Below are 20,734 nucleotides of genomic sequence, written 5' to 3'. Positions count from 1 at the left end.
ATCTGATGTTGTAGCATTATCTCCTTTAGCTTAGACCATAGCTCATCACTGAGCATCAGTTCTAGCCATTGCAAACTCGTTTTATACTTGATATTGAAATCGATATATTATGAGTTTGCTCTATTCATCAATCGATTAGAGCAATGAATTAAGTTCATCTTTAACTTGACCATTTCCTGGATGCCGCGAACAAGTCGCGGCACGTAGCCGGTGGGGATAAATTGTCAACACGCCCTGATAAAAATTCAACAGGATTTTTTGTTTGGCCTCTAAGTTCCTCCAGTTTTTGTTTCACTTGCACACTATTAAGTAGCTTGGTTTTATAATGAGCCTCAAGGATAGGGAACGATTGCCTTCTTAATTTTTTTAATAGCTGTGTATCTATTGAAAGAGATTCATTTTTTTTAACCAGGGCCTTTTTTCCATTTTTTCTACCGCCTTCCTCATCAAGATCTTTACGTTTTTTATTATGCTTCATTTGAGCGTCTTGATTTGCAGGTTCATGCAGAGCTTCAATTTGCATGGCCTCATTTTGCTCTAAAGATGGATCAAAAGTATTATTTTTCATTTTAAAAAATTAATTATGATCAAAGTGTGCAAAACATATCTTTGTGGGTTTGATGTGTCAATATAAATTAGCTTTGTACCAAGGTAAATTGTATTCTAATATTCAGAGGGAAATCTTTGATCCTGGGTTTCATTTCGCTTAATTGTAACCATTTTGTCCTTCCCGCGAAGGCAGCAGGTCAAGCTTAATTTGGCACAATATTTAGAAAAATGGATTCCTGCTTTTTCAGGAATGACAAAATTAAAAAAGATCAAGTCCAAATACAGGTCATGAGATGGATTTTTTTGAGTAAAAACCGCACGAGGCAATAATAACTATGAATAACGAAATTCTATTTACTCCGTTTAACTTAAGAGACCTTACTTTAAAAAACCGTGTCGTCATGGCTCCACTAACGCGCAATCGTTCGATACACGGAATTGATACCCCTTCAGAATTGAATGCAGAGTATTATGCCCAACGTGCAGATGCAGGTTTAATCATCGCCGAGGCAACACAAATTTCTCCCACTGGCAAAGGATATGCCTGGACGCCTGGAATCTATTCTCAGGAACAAATTGCTGGATGGAAATTGGTAACGGATGCGGTTCATGCACGTGGTGGGGCAATTTATTTGCAACTTTGGCATGTCGGAAGAATTTCACATCCGTCTCTTCAGCCTGGAGGTATTGCTCCTGTTGCACCTTCTGCCATTCCAGCAACCGGACAACGCACATTTATTGAAAATGGTACCTTTGTCGAGGTTGGCGCACCACGTGCATTAAAGCTCAGTGAAATTCCCGCTATTATCGAAGATTATCGAGTCGCTGCAAGGAATGCAATTTTAGCGGGATTCGATGGGGTTGAAATTCATGCTGCGAATGGGTATCTCATTCATCAGTTTTTATGTGATGGTACAAATCTTCGGACTGACCAATATGGGGGGTCGATTACGAATCGACTGCGTTTTGCGTTGGAAGTGACCAGTGCGGTTGTGTCTGAAATTGGTGCACATCGAACAGGAATCCGAATTGCGCCAGTAAGTCATGCCAATGGCGTTACCGATACGTCACCTACCGCCGTTTTTTTTCCCCTTGTCCAGGAGCTGAGCCGATTCAATATAGCTTATGTTCATGTTATTGAAGGAGAAACTCAAGGGCCACGGGACTTATATGGTTTTGATTTCCATGCATTACGAAAAGCGTTTGATGGTCCCTGGATGGTGAATAATGGGTATAATTTAGAAATGGCTGTTGAAGCGGTTTCAAGTGGTTACGCTGATCTAGTTGCTTTTGGAAGGTATTTTATTTCCAATCCTGATCTGGTGACGCGATTTAAAAAGAATGCGCCTTTGAATGAATTAGACCGCGCCACTTTATATGGAGGTAGTGGAAGAGGATACACTGATTATCCTTTTTTGCAGTGAAACTCAATAAATGAAGATGAAATAAGATGATGCTCAAACAATTGCTAGTGATTCTCTTTATTTTTATTTTAATTTTCGTATTGTCTTTTTCATTACAGCGTTATTTCATTTATTTTCCATCTCCGGAGCAGCCTGATCGGAACGCTTTTGAAGCAGAAGATATGCAACTCATTGAAATTCCTGTTGGCGATGGATTGACTTTAAATTCTTGGTATAAACCTTCTGTGGCTAAGAAACCGACGATGCTTTATTTGCATGGCAATGCAGGTCATATTGGTTATCGTATGTATTTGGTTCGTCAATTTTTATCAGAAGGTTTTGGCGTGTTATTGCTCGAATACCGCGGATATGGCGGCAATCCGGGAAACCCAACCGAATCAGGATTGTACCAGGATGCCCGAGCAGCTATGAAATTTTTACAGCAACAGGGTATCCAGGCAACTAATATTGTCCTCTATGGCGAATCATTAGGAACTGGGGTGGCGACACAAATGGCAACGGAATTTCCGGTGTGTGCTTTGGTTTTGCAGTCTCCTTATACGTCTTTCACCGCTCTGGCTCGATTTCATTATCCTTGGTTATTCATTCCATTAAGGGATAAGTATGATTCTTTATCACGTATTCAAAAAATTCATACCCCTGTTTTAATGCTGCATGGGAAATTGGATCAAATTGTGCCTTATGATCAAGGCGTTGTTCTCTTTAATCATGCCAATCAACCTAAAAAATGGATTGAATTTGCCGACAAAGGACATCAGGATTTATGGAGTCCCCATTTCGCCCGCAGTGTAATGCATTTTATTAATTCTTATTGTGTTCCTACAAAATAAGAGTTATTTCCGTGTACGTGTGTGTCCATGACCGTGTCCCAAGAAAATAGTGTTCATGTATGGCGCGAATTATTCGGGCCGTACAATTACAAAAGTATAGGTAGCGCTTTCCACTCAATGAAAGAACAAAATATTTACAGGAATCCATTTGTCGATTATGATCTGCTCTAGGCTTCATGGGACGCCTATACCCACGAAAGAGGATCTCACCCTGGTTATTAATTGATTTATTAATTATTCATTAACCTTTTTGTTGCTGGAAAAGTGGGTGTCTGGCAGAGAACAAAGGGGATTTACATGAATAAACCACATACTTCATTTCGCGTTGAAGAGTATAAAATTCAAGCGTCTATTTTATTAAAATCATTGTATTCTGCAAATCACGCTATCGCCCAAAAAGCGGCTCAACGTTTTCAAAATTTACCTGAGTTTGGCAATTTTTCTCTTGAGGACATAAGAAATACGAAGGTTAAGCGTAAACATGCACTTACAGTGATTGCAAGGGGAACAGGTTTTAAATCCTGGAATGATTTGAAGTGCCAGTTGCCATTTATTCGTGGCGGATTTTTGAATCATTGGTTTGCCCATTATGCGGAAGCGAAATTATATCAGCGCTCACAAGGTGGCTTTTTATTGCCATTTAAAAATCAATTTTTTATTTGTGATGCAGACTACATCCGCAATCTTGGTTTTAATCCCGAGGATCAGGATTGGAAGTATATAGGCTATGACTGGGTGAACCCTGAGAGTAAGGCAGCGTGGCAGCGATTGTATAAAAAATGGATGGTCATCCAGCAACAAGGATAAAATATACGAAGAGTCCCCTCGCCCCATTGTGGGTGGGGGGGATATTACACGTTCACTTAATAGCAGTGGGACCTCTTGCAGTAGGAAAAAAAATTAACATAGAATGGAATGATGTTTCCTTGATTGGAGGTTACGGATGAGCCTGAAGCACATAATCGTTTCTTTTATCACCTTTTCATTGACTCAAGGAATGGCTTTCGCACAAACAGAAGCTAAGGTATGTGATGGCAGTATCCATAATCCTTGTATTGTAGAAGACAATGAGTTTCCCTCTTCTCCATTAAAATGGTTTCGTGATGCCTCCATGATCGCTGCTGCATACCAAGGAAATACGCTAGGTATTAGAGATTTAGCGATTTCTGGTAGTGAGGAGCCAAGTGAAAAGGGGTGGAAAGATATCTCTGAGTATATTGCCAAGCATGGGAGGGCCAGAGTGTTGGTACTGGATTTACGCCAGGAAAGCCATGGCTATATTAATGGAAGGGCGATTACTTTAGTGAGTGAGTACGATTGGATAAATCGAGGAAAAAGTAACGCCCAAAGTCTTAAAGATCAAGAACATTGGCTAAAGTTATTAAGAGCTCAGAAAAAGATAAATGGCGTTTTATCCTCACAACAGTTTGCGGCTAAGGAATACTCCAGCGGCAAAACCATTCCTGTTAAAGTAGTAAAAAATGAAGCTGATTTGGTTTCTCGATTAGGTTTTGATTATCACCGTTTATATGTTACTGATCATGCTGCACCATCTGATTCAGAGGTTGATGCGTTTTTGGAAATAATAAAAAAAGCTTCTAGAGATACCTGGTTTCATCTACATTGTCGTGGAGGAAAGGGGAGGACCACGACTTTTTTTGTAATGTATGACATGTTAAAAAATGCAGATAAAGTAAGTTTTGATGAAATTATTGCACGACACGCCTCAATACCACCCTATTATAATTTGTCTGAAGTGCATCGCGCCGATCCTTTCCTAACCCCTTATTATGAACAAAGATTTATTTTCCTCTCTCGTTTTTATCAGTTTGCACAACAGTTTTTAAAGGGATATCAAGGAGCATGGAGTCAGTGGAGTTCAGAAAATTCTGATTTTGAAAAGGTTTAGTCAATTGAACATATCCAGGCCCTCATCCGCCCTAGCGGATACCTTCTCCCCCTAGGGAGGAGGGAAAGTGGGGCAACAAAATATCCCCTCTCCCGTTTCGGGAGAGGGGCAGGGGAGAGGGAAGAAATGAGCCTAAGCCTTTTGGGTGGAAGTTGTATACCATTTTTCCCCTATGATGATTTGTTCCCACCATACATTCATTTGAGCTTCGTTCATTTCTTGCCATGGAACAGGGTGCAATACTAAAGCATCCGCCATTCGTTTTGATAACTCATAGATACCCAGGCGTTTGGGGAGAGATTCTTTTTCCCATGCAGAAATTGCTTGTTGGAAATCATCGTATTGCTTGAGGTGTTCACTAAGACTCAGTGCATCCTGAATCGCCAAGGACGCACCATTTCCGACATGAGGCCGTAACACTGCGCTTGCATCACCCAATAAAAGCGCTCCTTGAGTTATAAAGCGATTGACACTGACATCCACAATTTTTTGCATAAAAGGACTGGGGGTATCGAAAATAACTTGTGCTGCAATCTCAGGCAATTGATCCCGGGCTAATTGATGTAGATGTTGTTTCGCTTGTATAGAAAAGTCATTTAAAGTGGTTGAACCTAAATTTTCTAGGTCTTTATGCGTTAATTTTTCATAAAATACCCAGTTTAATTTATTGGTTTGGTGGTGATATACCGGATAAGTTAATAAGTGACCCTTATCAAAACAGTAGTATAGTGCTTGGTCGTTGAAAAGGTTTTTATTTTTTATTCGCTCAAACTCCACGGTCCCTCGCCATGCAACATAACCTGAATATTCTGGCAGTGTATTGGCGATCAACGTTCTGCCTATAGATTGCACCCCATCGGCAAATACAATCAAATCAAAGCGTTGTGTTTCACCAGACGCCAACGTAATTTGGCCAGCCTGTTCATCAAGTTGTACCGCAATGACTTTAACTCCTTGACGATAGATAGAGTCAGGGATCCTTTTTCTGAAGTTGATAAATAAAGTGTCCCAATGCAAACTGGCCATGGAAATTCCCTGTTGCCATAAAAATTTCCCATGAACTGGTTCATTCGCCGTTTTGCAATAAAAACTACGCATCGTCAAGGTATGGGCTAATGTGTCTTGATCAATTAGATTTTGGGCAATTAAATTATTTAATAATTCAATAGAAAGTGTAATCCCTGCTCCGCGAGACTTTAAATCATGTGCTCGCTCAAAAACCGTGACTTCAAACTGATCTTTTAATAATAAGGCCAAGGCACAACCTGCTATAGACCCTCCAATAATAGCAACTTTCAATGTAATCCCTTCTAAGAAATTGAATGAATGTGATGGATTATATAAAGTAACCCAACAAAATCAATAAAGGCCAATTAAACGCACTGGTGCTTCTCAGCAATTTCATGGGTAAACCCATACTGCAGGCACCTTTAGCGGGTAGTTTTGTCGCATTAAAAATATTCTCAACAATTTAGGGATGGGCGTATAAGAGATCCCTGAAGTTCTGCCCGAATAGAAATGCATTTGGTGAGGTTTTCGTTATCGAGATACCAAGTGGTGGGAGATAGCAATCCAGCTTAAAAATGAGCCACAAAACGCAGGATCCCGTTAGTACCTTGAGCTCGATTTCTGGCATCTTGTTCGGAATACACATTTAAAAAGACAAAGTGATTTTTGGAAAGACTGTATACCATTCCTGGGCCAATCGCCCAAACACTTTCCTTGCGGCCTGGAACCCCAACACCATTAACCAGGGTGTCAGTAATTTGATTGAAAAAGTAGCCATTTACGCCCACAGTTAGCTTTTCGATTAGTGCATAACCCACTGCAATGTCCGCAAAAACAGCTTGCCCTGCCTGAGTGGAATGAACATTGGGACCAAAAGACACATTAGGGCTATGATTCACACCATTCCAAAGATAATGCAGTCGTGCGGAAGTGGACCATTTGGGTGTCATCCAAAAGGTAAAAGCCCAATAAGGATTTAAAGACCAAAAATGGCTGCTGGGATTAATCGCGTTGATACTGCTGTATCGTCCAATGGGCATAATCACGTCTAGGTCCAGACGCATAACAAATAAAGGTCCTCTTCCATCTTTGCGCATAATTGGATCAAATTGCAGTGCAGGGCCGATCCACAAATCACCTGGACCACTCTCAGCTTTTAATACGGTATTGTCCAATCCATCACGTACCTTGGCGTTTACCACCCAGGGTAGGAGTGTGGATAAACCTAAGTTAGCACCGAAAATTTTTTTTGTAGACACATAAATAAACTGGGTCACATTGGCAACAACGTCAAGATTGGTGCGGGGCAGAGGCAGTTCATTGCCATTTTTGTCGTTAAAACGATTCGCAGTGTAGTATTGAAAATAATCTTGGAAATAAAAGCCGGGTCCTGAGGGCGGGCTTCCATCATAAAAACTGGTATAACCTAAATTTACAACGGGTTCATCATAAGCTAGGGCTGATGATGCGACTAATAGGATTGCTAAACTAAAGCAAGAATGCAGTATTCCTTTCCATTGCATAAAAACGCCCTTTCCGAATCAGTCCTTAGTTGAAGAATATACTTGCTCTCTCTATACCGCTAAAACCCAGTAGAACTTTATTTTGATGCCTACAGCCAGGGGTTGAAATAATTAATAAATTATGTCCGATTTCTTCAAGAAGAACAATATAAAAAAATGACTTTTTCATAAAAATCAAAGGGTAAGCGTTTGAATTTTGTGCAAAAATGGATTGTTTGTCATAAAAAGCGAGTTATTTGATTTACCCAATAAAAGATAAAAAATTGCTCATTTAGTAAATTATTGGTCCTTATTAATACTATACTTGTAAAAGGTGCATAACCCAGGACTAAATATGAAAATGGTTGTAATTGTTATTAAACGACCTGGTGCAATAGTTAATGTGACGGTTACTTTTGATGATAATCCATTTGAATTACTCGATGAATCGGATAAACCACATAATACAGATGAAGAACAAAAACAACTTATATCTCTTGCTTAATCCATTGTCGCAAAAAAAATAGATGATCGAGACGTAGATTTCGAACAGTTTATCCCGGAGCAAAATCTACGAACACATGTTTTAATTTCAGGAAAAAAGGATGGTATATTACAAGTAAAGTATACTACTCGTTTCGGAATATCTCGTCTTGACACATCACCAAGTATCGAAACAGCACTTAAAAGCAAATCATCAGCCGCCGAGTTGACTAGTACTTATGGAGAGATTGGCGCTGAGCAAACATTGAGGCTGCCCAGAACTTCTGAAGACTTCCTTCAGATACTTCAAGGAGACAAAAAAAGAGCCGCCATCGCTAAAGAACAAAGAGACCTTGCCAAACAAAAAAATGAGTTCCTTACTAAAGGGCCCATCAAATTTCCTGACCCTGCGGTGTTTCCAGCATCTATAAAGACAACAGCAGAAAAAGATATCGACTTGAAAAAGGCAGTCGAACAATTGAGTGCGCTTTATGGAGAACAAAGCCAATTAAATCCAGTTCGTGAGGAAATAGTAGCTGTTGAAACAAAAATTGAGGAATTAGAGAAAGAATTAACTCAATTAAAAAAGAAAGAAGCTTCATTAAATGACGCTATGAGCCAGGATACAAAGGTGTCCTTTGCGCAAAGTCATCCACAAACATCAAAAAGTGAATTAGAAGAAGCACGAAAATTGCTTGAGGATACAGTATCCACTTTACGTGCAAATTTATCTAAAGCAAAAAGCTCTTTTGAGAAACATGTTAAAAGTAACTATGCCCTATATGAAAAATATGAAAATGCGCAAGAGTTCACTGACCTATCCCCTAAATTAGTACCACTTCTTTGATGAGATTCATTATCCTATGCCACCTTTCTTGCGTATTCAACAGGAGGCATATAATTTAGAGAGCTATGAGGTCGAACATTATTGTAGTGTTTACGCCATTGTTCAATCTCAAATCGTGCTTCCTCCATTGTTCGAAACCAGTGCTGATTAAGGCATTCATTTCTGAATTTCCCGTTTAAGCTCTCAACAAACGCATTTTGAGTTGGTTTTCCTGGTTGAATAAACCCTAAAGTGACATTCGTTTCTTTGCTCCAGAAAAACATCGCTTTACTAGTAAATTCTGTACCATTATCACAAATCACTTTAACAGGCTTATTTCTTTGCTCAATAAGTTGGTCTAAAAAGCGAGCCACTTGTTTGCCACTGATTGAGGTAGATATTAGCTGGCCAACCATTTCACGAGAATAATCATCCACTACATTCAATATTCGAAATCGTCTCCCATTGCTAAGTTGATCCGATACAAAATCCATCGACCAACGCTGGTTTGGTGCAGAAGGAACTTCCATTGGTTGGCGAGGACGAGTCAGTTTTTTCCTTTTCTTTGTTCGAACTTGAAGTCCCTCCTCAGTGTATAATCGATAAGTATGCTTCTTATTCTGAACCAAGCCTTCAGCTTTAAGTAGTCCATGAAGAATTAAATAACCATAGGCCGGATATTGTGCGGCTAAAACCTTGAGTCGTGTTCTGGCCTTCTCATCCGTACGTGGTTTACATTGATAACGAAATGCTGTGCGGCTTAATCCTGCCAGCTTGCAAGCTACTCGCTCACTCAACTTAAAGAAACATATTAGGTGCTCGATGATCGACTTTCTTGCTGCTGGCTTCACCACTTTTTTGATAATACATCCTTCATTGCCTCTAGCTCCAGGAGCTTATCTGCCAACAGTTTTTTAAGATTAACATTCTCTGATTCAAGCTCACGAAGACGCTTGGCCTCATTCACTTCAAGGCCAGCATACTTACTTCGCCAATTGTAAAATGTGCCTGACGAAATTCCATAGTCTCGACATATCTCTTCGACCTTTATACCTGCTTCATGCGATTTGATTGCTTTTATAATTTGTTCTTCTGTGTAACGCTTTTTCACTTTGAGATCTCCTTTTGGTTTAGTTTATCGGAAATCTCATCTATGTCATGGCATTATTTTTGGGGGATAGGTCATCACCAAACAAGTGATGATTACTGCACTTTATAATGCAGCACTAGATAATTACAAAAAACTCCTTGAAGACACAAGAGGAAAACCACAAGCTCGTAAAGAAATGGTCGAAAATTTTAATAAGCACTTTGCGGGATTTGCAAAGATTGATGAATATGGCAACGTCAATCCCATTGAAGAGACTTATAAATTTTTCGCAAATGAATCGTTTTTAAAAGTAGTAGCACTTACTAATAAGGTAATAAAAGGTAATGCCGATCCTAAATTTATTGAAAAATGGTTGGTAGAGGCGAACAAACATTGTGGAAATCAATATAAGGCTTATTTTAATAACCTAATTTATAAAGATACAAAGCAAACGATTCCGTTTATAATGGAGAAAAGTTTATTTGGATATGGGACGCTGCAACAGATTAGCTTAAATATCAAATTTGGAACTGATCTAAAGACCCCTATCCAATCTGCATCAAATTCTAAGAAATTAGAAGACGAGCGGTCAAAAATTCCAGATGAAGAGGCTATAGGCGATTCACAGTCTCACCTTAAAACAGCACAAACTAAATTAACTGAACTAGAGCGATATATACTCAAAGCTAAATTAGAAGCAAAAAAAGAATTAGCCTCAAAGCAAAAAAATCAGATCGATAAAGTAATCGAGTCTTTTAACAAGGCACGCGATTCCATAGCAGACCAAATTAAAGACCAGCCGGTAGACGTTCAAAAATACGTGCTGCAGAATATTAATCCACAATTAGCGAAATCTGTTGCTAATAAACTTCCTGAAACCAATAAAATGTCTTTGAGTGAAGAGTTACCCTGGTTAACAATACCTGAAGAATCAGAGATCACACTGCTTGATAAGCAATATGCAGTATTAGCAAATGAAATTGAAAGAGCAAGTAAGAACTTATCTAAGATAAGAGAAGAGGATATCCCGGGAGAGCAGTTAGATAATGTATTAGATAAAGTTAATGAAAGCGAGCTTGACGCGAGTAACTTGAGGAAAGTCATAGAGCAGAGCAAATCCTATACTCAGGACGATTTAGCTGTGGATGGTTTAATATTTCAACAGCAATTAACCAATGCAAAGAAAATACTCGCGGAACAAATTAAAGACGTTGAGGAAAAATTTGAATCGATAAAACAAGCAAATAAGGAATGGTTAACGACATTTGAGCGCGAACGACAATCGCTTATTGATATAGAGTCCCCTTTTAAGGAGATGGAGTATCAACGCAATCAATCTGAGAAAAATAAAGAAGCATTACAACGCCTCACTGAATTGGCCGCACGCTCGTATAAGAACATACTTAGCGAATACCAACAAATTAATCAACGGATAAAGTTGGCAAAAGAAGCACAAACAGTTGAGCAGGCAGTGATATTAGAAACACCCCCAGCTCCCCCCGAAGAACCGAAGGAAGAAATTGTAACACCACCAACCGATAATGTATCGAAGGATCAAAATGAAAACCCACCAACGACTAATAAGGGGGCATTGTCTCGTCGCAAGCCTGAATCACGGATAGAAACCAAAATTCGAGAGATTTATGATAAATATTTTAAACAAGTTAAAGCTGAAACTGAGAAGTTATCTCAAAAAGAACCTTTGCAATGGCAGGAACTTTTCAAAGAACATAAAAATCAAGAGGGGGATCTTGAAGATTTTAAAAAAGAATATATTAGAGATGAAAAAAGTAAAATTAAAGAAGAAAAAGCCGTTTCTTCACTTAACGAGATAATTGATTTAATTGAAAAAACTGAGTGGAAGATAGGAAAGTTAGGAAGTAAATCAAAAATTAATATCAAGGGCAAAGAAACACCGGTTCCCAATCATATATATCAAATTTATCAAAAAGCTAAAGAAGGTATAGAAGATTCTAAAAAGGCTGATGAGGCCATGCAAGAAATAAATCAAATTGCGACGAGAGCAATTTCTTATTCGGATATATTTGGATTTATAAATAAAAGAGATAAGCAAACTCAAGAAGCATATGAAGCAATTGAACTGCATAGTAAACCTCGTTAATTGACATTAAAAAATTAATTTTTCTATATAAATTAATGAGTAAACCTGTTGAAGTTGTTCGAGGGTGAATTTTATGCAATAAAAAACGATTTACCCGATTCTTCTTAATGCGCACATAGTTTTTTTAGATTGGTCTGATATTGCTTTATCCAGTTAGTACTATAATTAAAATAAATGTATAAATTCAGGTCTAATGGCATGAAAACGGTTGTAGTATCTATTGAGCGACCTGGTAAATTTAAGGATCTCCCATTTATTGTTAATGTGGCTGTTACTTTTGATGAGAATCCATTTGAATTTCTTGATGAGCGTGATCAGCCAGCGGATCCAACTAAAGAACTCGAGTCGATTGCTCAATCCATTGTAGCCCAAAAGATAAATAGTGGAGAATTACAATTATACGTGAGGGAACAAGAATTACGAACCCATGTTTTAATTTCAGGAAAAAAAGAGGGTGCTTTTCAAGTAGACTATACTTCGTCTGATGGAGTAGAACATCATAAAATACCACCGACTAAATCAACCATATCTCCTAGTAAATCAACCCTTGAATCAGCACTTGAAAATAAATATCCAGCTTCAAGGTGTAGGGTGAAAAATGCTTATCAGGAGCTTGAAGAGGCTCAAATATGGAAGCTGCCAGGGGTACCCAACGCTATCCTTAATGTGCTGCAATCTTACAAAAATAGAGCAGAAAAGATTAAAGAAGAAAGAGATCTTGCTCGAGAAAAAGAAGAGTTTCTTTCTAATGGGCCGAAAAAATTTCCTGACGCCGTTGCGTTTCCAGCAGCTATAAAAATAATAAAAAAAGAAGATGTCTATCTGGAAGATGCAGTCAAAAAAATGAATGCATTTTATGGAAATAAGAGCTTATTGGAACCCACTCATAACCAAATAGTAATTATTGAAAAAGCAATTGAAGCGTTAGAGCAACAATTAAGTAAATTAAAAAAGGGAGAAACTGCACTTAATGAGACTATTAGTCAAGACCCTCGTGTTGCATCATTTTCCCAAGAGAATCTAGAGACATCAAAAGAAGAATTAAAAAAAACAAGAGAATCGCTTGAAGATAAAATATCCGCTTTAAGAGTACAGTTATCTGCAGCAAAAAATTCTTTTGAGGAACATGTTAGCGATAAGTATTCTCAATATACAAAATATGAAAATACGATTGAGTTCACCAAACAAGTAATGCTTACTGCACTTTATAATGGGGCATTAGATTACTACAAACAAATTCTTGATGAAACAGAAGGAAATGTCGAAAAACGTAAAGCAAAGATAAAAGAATTCAATGAAAGTTTTACAGGAATAGCCAAAATTGATGAATATGGTAAAGTCAATCCTATTGAAGACACTTATAACAAATTTGCTAAGGATTCTCTTAATGAAGTAGTAACATTTACTAATGAATTGTTAACAAAATCCAGTACAGGTACTTCATCCCGTAAAGTAAATGCTATTGAAGCACAGTTACAAAAGGCCAACCAACATTGTGTCGATGAATATAAGAAGCATTATGGTGTCATGGCTTATACCGATGCAAAACAAAAAATGCCTTTTGTCATGGAAAGGAATTTTTGGAAACAGCTAAAAAATATTAGCTTAAATGTGCAGTTTGAATCTAATTTACAATATGCTATCCAATCTGCATCGGATCCTGTCACTTTGTCCCGTGAGTGGTCAAAAATTCCGAATGGATACACTATAGTCGATCAGCGCTCAATCCTTGGAAAGGCTCATACCGACTTGACCGATCTCGATCATAAGGTCAAAAATTTTCAAAGATATTTAGCGCTTAAAGATGAATTAGAAGCAAAAAAAGCATTAGCTCTAGAGCAAAAAAAGCAGATTGATGCAGCAAGTAAGTCTCTTGATACGGTACGTCAATCCATTACAGCTCAAATTCAAGGTAAGCCGGAGAAGGTTCAACAACATGTTCTTGAGCATATTGACCCAAATTTAGCAAAATCTGTTCTTAACAGCCTTCCTGAAAATGAGAAAGAAGCCTTAAGAGGGGGCTTAGCCCTTGATAGGAGAAATGCACTTCCTGCAGAAAATGAGATCTACGCCCTAAACAAAAAACATGAAACTTTAGCTACAGCACTTGCAACCGCAGAAGAAAACTTATCTCAAATAAAAGAAGAAGATATTCAGGTTGAACAGTTAAATCAACTTCAGTCTGCATTAAGTGAGGTTAAAAATAAGGCACTAGATCAGAGGAACTTGAAGAAAGCCACAGGTCATAGCAAATCCTATGCTGAGAATAATTTATTTGTGCAAGATTATTTAGCATTTCAAGTGCAACTGAAAGATGCAAAAGGAATACTAGAGAAACAAATTGCAGAAGCCAGGGAAAAATATGACGGGCTAAAAAAAGAAAATTTAAAAGAAAACCAGTTACTATTTATTAAATCGGTTTTAGATAGCCTTGAAGGAATGGAGGCTTCTTTTAACGAAACCGAGTATCAACGAGATAAACCCCTTCAAAGTAGAGAAGAATTGCAACGCATTGCCAATAGGGCAACCAGCGAATATGATAAATTCCTTGTTGAATTTGGACAATTGAATAAAGTTATCAAAGAGCCTCAAGAATCACAACGAGTAGCTCAGCAACCCGAAATATCCCCTGAACATCAGAAGAGTAATGGAAAACAACCACCATCTCCGCCCAGTATAACGAAGAAAGACGAGCCAAATGCTACTCAAAGGAGATTGAATCCTAGAGAACCGCCAACAACAATAGAGTTCAAAATTAAAGCGATTTATGAGCAATATGCCACAAAAGTCAAAGAAGGGATTGAGAAATTAAAGTCAAATCCGCATAATGAAACCAATTTGAGTCACCTTTTTCAAGAACACAAAGCAGAAGAAAATGGACAAACCTTAACTGAATTTATAAAAGCATCTCCTTCAGAGCAAGAGGGTTTTATTCAAAATCAAAATGCTGTTAGGGCACTTCAGGACATAAAAAAGCTCATTGAAGAGACGAAGTGGAAGGTAAAATTAGGACCTCTGACTGGAAAAGAAATCGAAGTGAATAGGGAATCTAAAATAGTTCCCCCCCATATTTTTAAAATTTATGAAGAAGCTAAATTTGGGATGACAGATCCCGCAAAAGCAGCCGCGGCGATGGAAAATATAAATCAGATTGCTACAAAAGCAAACCCAGCTAATTTCTTTAAAAAATTAATGAGAGACGAACAAACTACAAAAGCCTATGAAACAATCATGGAGCAGAGTAGTATTTTGAGTCGTGCGCCTTAACCTACTTATAAAGAGTTAGGTTGCTATTCATACCCGTTTTAAGCTTGAAAGATAATTGCAAATCTGAACAAAGCGCCCGTTTTTAGATTGTTCCAAAACACTTTAACTGTATTTTATCCGGTTTCTTAGGTATTATTTTGAGGAGATTTTTTAAATAAAACATACAGGAGGTAACTATGTGGCATAGAGGTTATGCAAACACTTTTATCGCTGTTTCATTGGCTTTATCGATTATTCCTTCTTTTTCCTCTGCAGCACAAATAGCTCATCTTCGTGGACAGCGTTATTGTGAGATTATTTACAGTAAAAATCTGATGGATTATTCTGTTTACAATACAATCGGACTCAATGATTGCCCACCAAAGCTCTGGGATAAAATAACTCTCGAGGGTGTGAAAAAAGAGGTGGGTTCCCCCCATGTCCATTTAAATGGTCCTCGTTACTGGATGATTGATGGAATGCAAAACTCTAATCTGGTGAGTACCAAGATTAAGAAATTTAATGGACTGGCCATGCGAGAAGCTGGCGTAATCCATATTAGTTTAAAGGACTTATTAGTTAATCCTGCTTATGAACAACGAAAAGTCGCTCGTAAAACAACTTGGATCTATGATGCTGGCAAGCCGGTTTATGAGCTTATCGATCCCCAAGGTAATGTATTTGTGATGCAATCCTTTAGTGTTCAAAAAATACCTCAAACGCAGCAATCCCTTGCTCAGCTGGGTTCAAAGCTTACTTTACCCAAGAACTGGAAATTCAAAATGGGGATTATTAAGAAGGAAGAAACGGTACAAGCGATTGATAATATGGCTGTAGTGGTGCAAGATAATTTTTTAAACACTTATCAAAAAGCAATGCATGATCTGCTGACCGATAAAAGAGTCTTATAATGAGCGATTGCAAGGTGCCGTAGTGTATAGGGCCAGCTTTATCTCCACGCGAGAATTTCTGCTGATTTACGAGGTACCACCGGGGGGACACTTGCTGGAATACCTACTATAATTGGCGCAATTGCTGTGATATCAGAGGAAAGATTTAGTTTTGTTTTCCATTCAGGGGTATTGAGTGCTGAAACGGCAAGACCAATAACACAGGTGCCTAGTCCTTGGGCACAGGCAGTCAGCATTAAGTTTTCAGCAGCCAACCAACAATCGGCGGCCACAAAAGGGCCGTGGTATTTGCTATAAATAACAATGAGCGTACTCGCATTATAAAATGCATGAAAATCAGGATTATTCACGAGTTCTTGCAGATGCCTCATTTGTATTTTGGGATAATTATGGGCTTCGGTGTAAATCAATGCTTTCACGCTGTTGGATAACTGATTTAGGGTATCCTGGTCTTGAATTACGACAAAGGACCAAGGTTCTTCATGCATAGCAGTTGGCGCTTGAACTGCAGCATCAAGCAATGAGTTAATGACCATTTTATCTAGTTTATGTGGGGTATAATTACGTACAGCACGACGCTTATAAATTGCATCAATTTCACTCATTAGAGGTTTTTCTTCTTTAGTTTTTTTTGAAGTAGCCATATTTTCCTCCATTTAAACCCCATAATTCATTATCACAGCATCTAAAAGATGCTTAACCTCTGCTAGAAATAGAGATTTATTCAGGACATCAAATAATTCCTTTTATGGTTCTTAAAGTCTGGTTCATCTTCTTGCTTTGTCAAGTTCGAGAAAGTCAACTCATTCAGTATCTTGTTTCATAAGAGCAAGCACTATTAGACAATTGGTATCCTAAATGAATAGTATGAATGCAATTTTAACTTTATATTCAAAAAGTTAGGGTAGGATCCTCTTATGGTATGGTAATGAAACAAAAAATCCGATAAATTATTTTTAGGAAAAAATTCCATGTTCAAAAAGAGAATAAATGAAGACAGCCCTTAGTAGATTTTTTTGTTTTTTATTATTTATTATAATTAAAATTGAAGGGCCTCTTTCGAGCAAGATCTTTAATTTAATAAAAAACCGTAAATACACTGCCTGTATCTTAATTTTTTGCCAACTTTTTAACATATCGGCTGTTGCCGCAGCCCCTTTTCTTCAATCTTCATCTTTGCCTGCGGCACCTCATGAGAAAGCTAATTCCCAAATTTCAAATTCATTAGATCCTCCCATTCCCTCAACTCAAAAAGAACACTTACCCAACTTGTCTTTAACAAATCAGGAGCTCGGATTAAGCGGTCCCTTGTCCTTCGGGGCAACCTACAGTGATTTAACCGGGACTTACTTGAATGCGCAATATGCTTTAGCTCTAAACGAACGGTTTGCGATGATGGCGCTGGGTGAATACGGTTCCGGGCAATATCGTTTGAGCGGTACTTTAGGTTATGGGTTTTCTCCTTTAACACAGTTAAAATTAAGTGCGGAACGTTTAGACCAGCGTCTGCCTTTTCAATTTGATTCAGGAAACATTGATCAACGTATTCACCAAGATGCATACGGCCTTCGCGTGCAACATCAATTCGAACAACCTTTTTTACAGGCTTTAAATTTAGGCGGCTATTTTGCACAAGCCGCAAATAAAAATTTGTCTCCACAAATATTTATTTCCAATGGATCTAATTGTGCGGGTAATCAGGCCGGTTTGACCTGTATTAATTATCGCTATATCGCCGGTGCATCCAGTTCAGGAATGGATTTTGGTGCCGAAATTTTACTTACACCTTCTACATTGATCGAGGGTACTCTTTATTACGATCAGGTGAGATACAACACCAGGATGACTGATTTTTCTCCTAATGACCGCTATGGACTCGGTGGTGCAATTAAAATTAATCAATTATTGAGTAAGCACTTTAAGTTTTTTGGAGAAGCTTCTCTACGAGAAATTTACGACAACTATCAAGGCGGTATCAGCTGGTTATCTCCCATAAGAAATTCAGGAATTGAATTATCTCTATTTGGACAACATCTGGTTTCTCATAATACAACACCTGACAATAATTCTGTCAGTTTAAAAATCAGTTGGCTTCCAGAGAGTAAAAAGCTCTATGAGAACCATTTCGAATGGGGGAATAAACAAGCCATTGAAGTAGGACAATGGGTAAAAACACCTGCAATATATATGGAACAGGTACTCGCTGTTGCAGAGCAGGTAACTCGTCTCTTGGCACCCGCTATTCAATCAATTGTGCTAAATCACGGCCCATTTAGTGGGGGGAATATAGTCACAATAACTGGCTCTAATTTTACAGAAGGGATGTTGGTGTTTATTGGCGGACAACTCGCAACAGCTATAACAATTTTATCCAACACCACATTGACCGCTACTGTTCCTGCAGCTCAATCGACTTCTACAACAACCTTGACAGTTGATGTCGTCGTTGAAAATCCGGATGGACAAAAAGCTGCCCTAAGAAATGGCTATACTTATACGAGAAACCCAGTCCCCACAATTACAGGCTTGAACCCTAATCAAGGACCTGATACAGGGGGAACAACAGTCACAATAACAGGAAATAATCTAACCAGTACAGAGAGTATAACTTTTGACGGGTTTAATGCCACAAATATAGTAGTCATAAATGATACAACTCTAACTGCTGTTACTCCAAGCCATTCTCCAGGCTCTGTTAACGTTAGTGTAACGACAACTTTCGGCAATGTTACTCTAACAAACGGTTATACCTATATTTCCACATTGGCAAGTACCAATCCGGAAAATGCAATAAAAGATATTGGACAAACAGCGGTCTTCAGCACAATAGCTACTGGTGGAGTTACGCCTTACAGCTATCAATGGCAGGTGAGTACCGATGGTGGTACTACCTTTAACAACGTCAGCACAGGAACGGGGGGTACCACAGCAAGCTATACTACCGCGTCACTGACGCTCAGTGATAACAACAATCGCTACCGAGTGCTGGTCAGCGATGCAACCAGTGCCAGCGTCACTACCGCCGCTGCCACGCTGACGGTGAACAGCACCCTAAGCAGCACCGATCCAGCCACTGCAATAAAAGATGTGGGACAAACGGCAACATTCAGTACGACAGCAAGCGGTGGAACCACTCCTTACAGCTATCAATGGCAGGTGAGTACCGATGGTGGTACTACCTTTAACAACGTCAGCACAGGAACGGGGGGTACCACAGCAAGCTATACTACCGCGTCACTGACGCTCAGTGATAACAACAATCGCTACCGAGTGCTGGTCAGCGATGCAACCAGTGCCAGCGTCACTACCGCCGCTGCCACGCTGACGGTGAACAGCACCCTAAGCAGCACCGATCCAGCCACTGCAATAAAAGATGTGGGACAAACGGCAACATTCAGTACGACAGCAAGCGGTGGAACCACTCCTTACAGCTATCAATGGCAGGTGAGTACCGATGGTGGTACTACCTTTAACAACGTCAGCACAGGAACGGGGGGTACCACAGCAAGCTATACTACCGCGTCACTGACGCTCAGTGATAACAACAATCGCTACCGAGTGCTGGTCAGCGATGCAACCAGTGCCAGCGTCACTACCGCCGCTGCCACGCTGACGGTGAACAGCACCCTAAGCAGCACCGATCCAGCCACTGCAATAAAAGATGTGGGACAAACGGCAACATTCAGTACGACAGCAAGCGGTGGAACCACTCCTTACAGCTATCAATGGCAGGTGAGTACCGATGGTGGTACTACCTTTAACAACGTCAGCACAGGAACGGGGGGTACCACAGCAAGCTATACTACCGCGTCACTGACGCTCAGTGATAACAACAATCGCTACCGAGTGCTGGTCAGCGATGCAACCAGTGCCAGCGTCACTACCGCCGCTGCCACGCTGACGGTGAACAGCACCCTAAGCAGCACCGATCCAGCCACTGCAATAAAAGATGTGGGACAAACGGCAACATTCAGTACGACAGCAAGCGGTGGAACCACTCCTTACAGCTATCAATGGCAGGTGAGTACCGATGGTGGTACTACCTTTAACAACGTCAGCACAGGAACGGGGGGTACCACAGCAAGCTATACTACCGCGTCACTGACGCTCAGTGATAACAACAATCGCTACCGAGTGCTGGTCAGCGATGCAACCAGTGCCAGCGTCACTACCGCCGCTGCCACGCTGACGGTGAACAGCACCCTAAGCAGCACCGATCCAGCCACTGCAATAAAAGATGTGGGACAAACGGCAACATTCAGTACGACAGCAAGTGGTGGAACCACTCCTTACAGCTATCAATGGCAGGTGAGTACCGATGGTGGTACTACCTTTAACAACGTCAGCACAGGAACCGGGGGTACCACAGCAAGTTATACTACCGCGTCACTCACCCTGGGCAATAACAACAACCGGTATCGAGTGCTGGTCAGCGATGCAGCCAGTGCCAGCGTTACTACAGCTGCGGCCATATTAACAGTGAATAGTGCCCTAAGTAGTACTAACCCAAGTGATGCTCTGAATATTTCTCCTGGCGCAACTGCAACTTTTAATACCACAACGAGTGGCGGAACAACGCCTTATAGCTATCAATGGCAGGTGAGTAATGATGGCGGAGTGACCTTCAGCAATGTTACTACAGGAACAGGCGGCACAACGTCAAGCTATACTACTCCTCCTATGTTCACAGACGCTGAATATCGAGTAATTGTTACGGATACCGCAGGTGCAATAGTTACAACCAGCGCGGCTCTTTTAACTATTGCGAGTTCTTGAGACCAGAAGAAGAGCGGCTTTTGATGTTGAGACTAAGATGCATGGATTGATATACCCA

Annotated in this window: 15 protein-coding genes; 10 read left to right on the top strand and 5 right to left on the bottom strand. The window is 39.6% G+C overall.

Annotation, left to right across the window (positions count from 1 at the left end; genetic code table 11):
- Positions 1 to 160: 160 nt before the first annotated feature.
- Positions 161 to 568, bottom strand: a complete 408-nt coding sequence (locus OQJ26_RS06430; protein WP_265703058.1) for a hypothetical protein — start codon at positions 566 to 568, stop codon at positions 161 to 163.
- Between the two features lie 316 nt (positions 569 to 884).
- On the opposite strand from OQJ26_RS06430, the gene OQJ26_RS06425 reads away from it, so the two are divergent.
- From OQJ26_RS06425 to OQJ26_RS06410, 4 genes are all read left to right on the top strand, one after another.
- Positions 885 to 1,973 carry an alkene reductase gene (locus tag OQJ26_RS06425; protein ID WP_265703057.1) on the top strand — a complete coding sequence of 363 codons (1,089 nt, stop codon included), beginning with the start codon at positions 885 to 887 and terminating at the stop codon, positions 1,971 to 1,973.
- Between the two features lie 29 nt (positions 1,974 to 2,002).
- On the top strand, positions 2,003 to 2,803 hold the full coding sequence (locus tag OQJ26_RS06420; protein WP_265703066.1) for an alpha/beta hydrolase: 801 nt from the start codon (positions 2,003 to 2,005) through the stop codon (positions 2,801 to 2,803).
- Between the two features lie 297 nt (positions 2,804 to 3,100).
- Positions 3,101 to 3,610: a hypothetical protein gene (locus tag OQJ26_RS06415; protein ID WP_265703056.1), complete on the top strand. Its 510-nt coding sequence runs from the start codon at positions 3,101 to 3,103 to the stop codon at positions 3,608 to 3,610.
- Between the two features lie 136 nt (positions 3,611 to 3,746).
- Entirely contained in the window at positions 3,747 to 4,712 is a 966-nt protein-coding gene (locus OQJ26_RS06410; protein WP_265703055.1) for a phosphatase domain-containing protein, read from the top strand.
- 132 nt (positions 4,713 to 4,844) lie between these two features.
- Here the strand turns inward: OQJ26_RS06410 and OQJ26_RS06405 are convergent, their stop codons facing one another.
- Positions 4,845 to 6,011, bottom strand: coding sequence for an FAD-dependent monooxygenase (locus tag OQJ26_RS06405; RefSeq protein ID WP_265703054.1), 1,167 nt, complete (start codon positions 6,009 to 6,011; stop codon positions 4,845 to 4,847).
- A gap of 278 nt (positions 6,012 to 6,289) precedes the next feature.
- Entirely contained in the window at positions 6,290 to 7,243 is a 954-nt protein-coding gene (locus OQJ26_RS06400) for a SphA family protein (RefSeq protein ID WP_265703053.1), read from the bottom strand.
- 334 nt (positions 7,244 to 7,577) lie between these two features.
- Between OQJ26_RS06400 and OQJ26_RS06395 the strand changes: the two genes are divergently transcribed.
- Both OQJ26_RS06395 and OQJ26_RS06390 read left to right on the top strand, forming a co-directional pair.
- Positions 7,578 to 7,727 (top strand): hypothetical protein, encoded by a 150-nt coding sequence (locus tag OQJ26_RS06395; RefSeq protein ID WP_265703052.1) that lies wholly within the window; start codon positions 7,578 to 7,580, stop codon positions 7,725 to 7,727.
- 204 nt (positions 7,728 to 7,931) lie between these two features.
- Positions 7,932 to 8,552 carry a hypothetical protein gene (locus OQJ26_RS06390; RefSeq protein WP_265703051.1) on the top strand — a complete coding sequence of 207 codons (621 nt, stop codon included), beginning with the start codon at positions 7,932 to 7,934 and terminating at the stop codon, positions 8,550 to 8,552.
- 14 nt (positions 8,553 to 8,566) lie between these two features.
- Here OQJ26_RS06390 and OQJ26_RS06385 read toward each other — a convergent pair.
- Positions 8,567 to 9,642 (bottom strand): IS3 family transposase gene (locus tag OQJ26_RS06385; protein ID WP_265674795.1). Its coding sequence is split into 2 segments (ribosomal slippage): positions 8,567 to 9,393 and positions 9,393 to 9,642, totalling 1,077 coding nucleotides; the frame shifts between segments, so codons are not numbered across the junction.
- 85 nt (positions 9,643 to 9,727) lie between these two features.
- On the opposite strand from OQJ26_RS06385, the gene OQJ26_RS06380 reads away from it, so the two are divergent.
- From OQJ26_RS06380 to OQJ26_RS06370, 3 genes are all read left to right on the top strand, one after another.
- A complete protein-coding gene (locus OQJ26_RS06380; RefSeq protein ID WP_265703050.1) occupies positions 9,728 to 11,743 on the top strand; it encodes a GumC domain-containing protein in 2,016 nt (671 codons plus the stop codon).
- Between the two features lie 591 nt (positions 11,744 to 12,334).
- Entirely contained in the window at positions 12,335 to 15,010 is a 2,676-nt protein-coding gene (locus OQJ26_RS06375; protein ID WP_265703049.1) for a hypothetical protein, read from the top strand.
- 176 nt (positions 15,011 to 15,186) lie between these two features.
- Entirely contained in the window at positions 15,187 to 15,900 is a 714-nt protein-coding gene (locus tag OQJ26_RS06370) for a hypothetical protein (protein ID WP_265703048.1), read from the top strand.
- 38 nt (positions 15,901 to 15,938) lie between these two features.
- Here the strand turns inward: OQJ26_RS06370 and OQJ26_RS06365 are convergent, their stop codons facing one another.
- Positions 15,939 to 16,544, bottom strand: a complete 606-nt coding sequence (locus tag OQJ26_RS06365; protein WP_265703047.1) for a nitroreductase family protein — start codon at positions 16,542 to 16,544, stop codon at positions 15,939 to 15,941.
- Positions 16,545 to 16,890: 346 nt separating this feature from the next.
- Between OQJ26_RS06365 and OQJ26_RS06360 the strand changes: the two genes are divergently transcribed.
- Positions 16,891 to 20,676 (top strand): IPT/TIG domain-containing protein, encoded by a 3,786-nt coding sequence (locus OQJ26_RS06360; protein WP_265703046.1) that lies wholly within the window; start codon positions 16,891 to 16,893, stop codon positions 20,674 to 20,676.
- The last annotated feature ends 58 nt before the right edge of the window (positions 20,677 to 20,734 follow it).

Origin of the sequence: Legionella sheltonii (genome assembly GCF_026191355.1) — a bacterium.
Lineage (GTDB): Bacteria > Pseudomonadota > Gammaproteobacteria > Legionellales > Legionellaceae > Legionella > Legionella sheltonii.
This window is presented reverse-complemented; position numbering and strand designations above follow the sequence as displayed.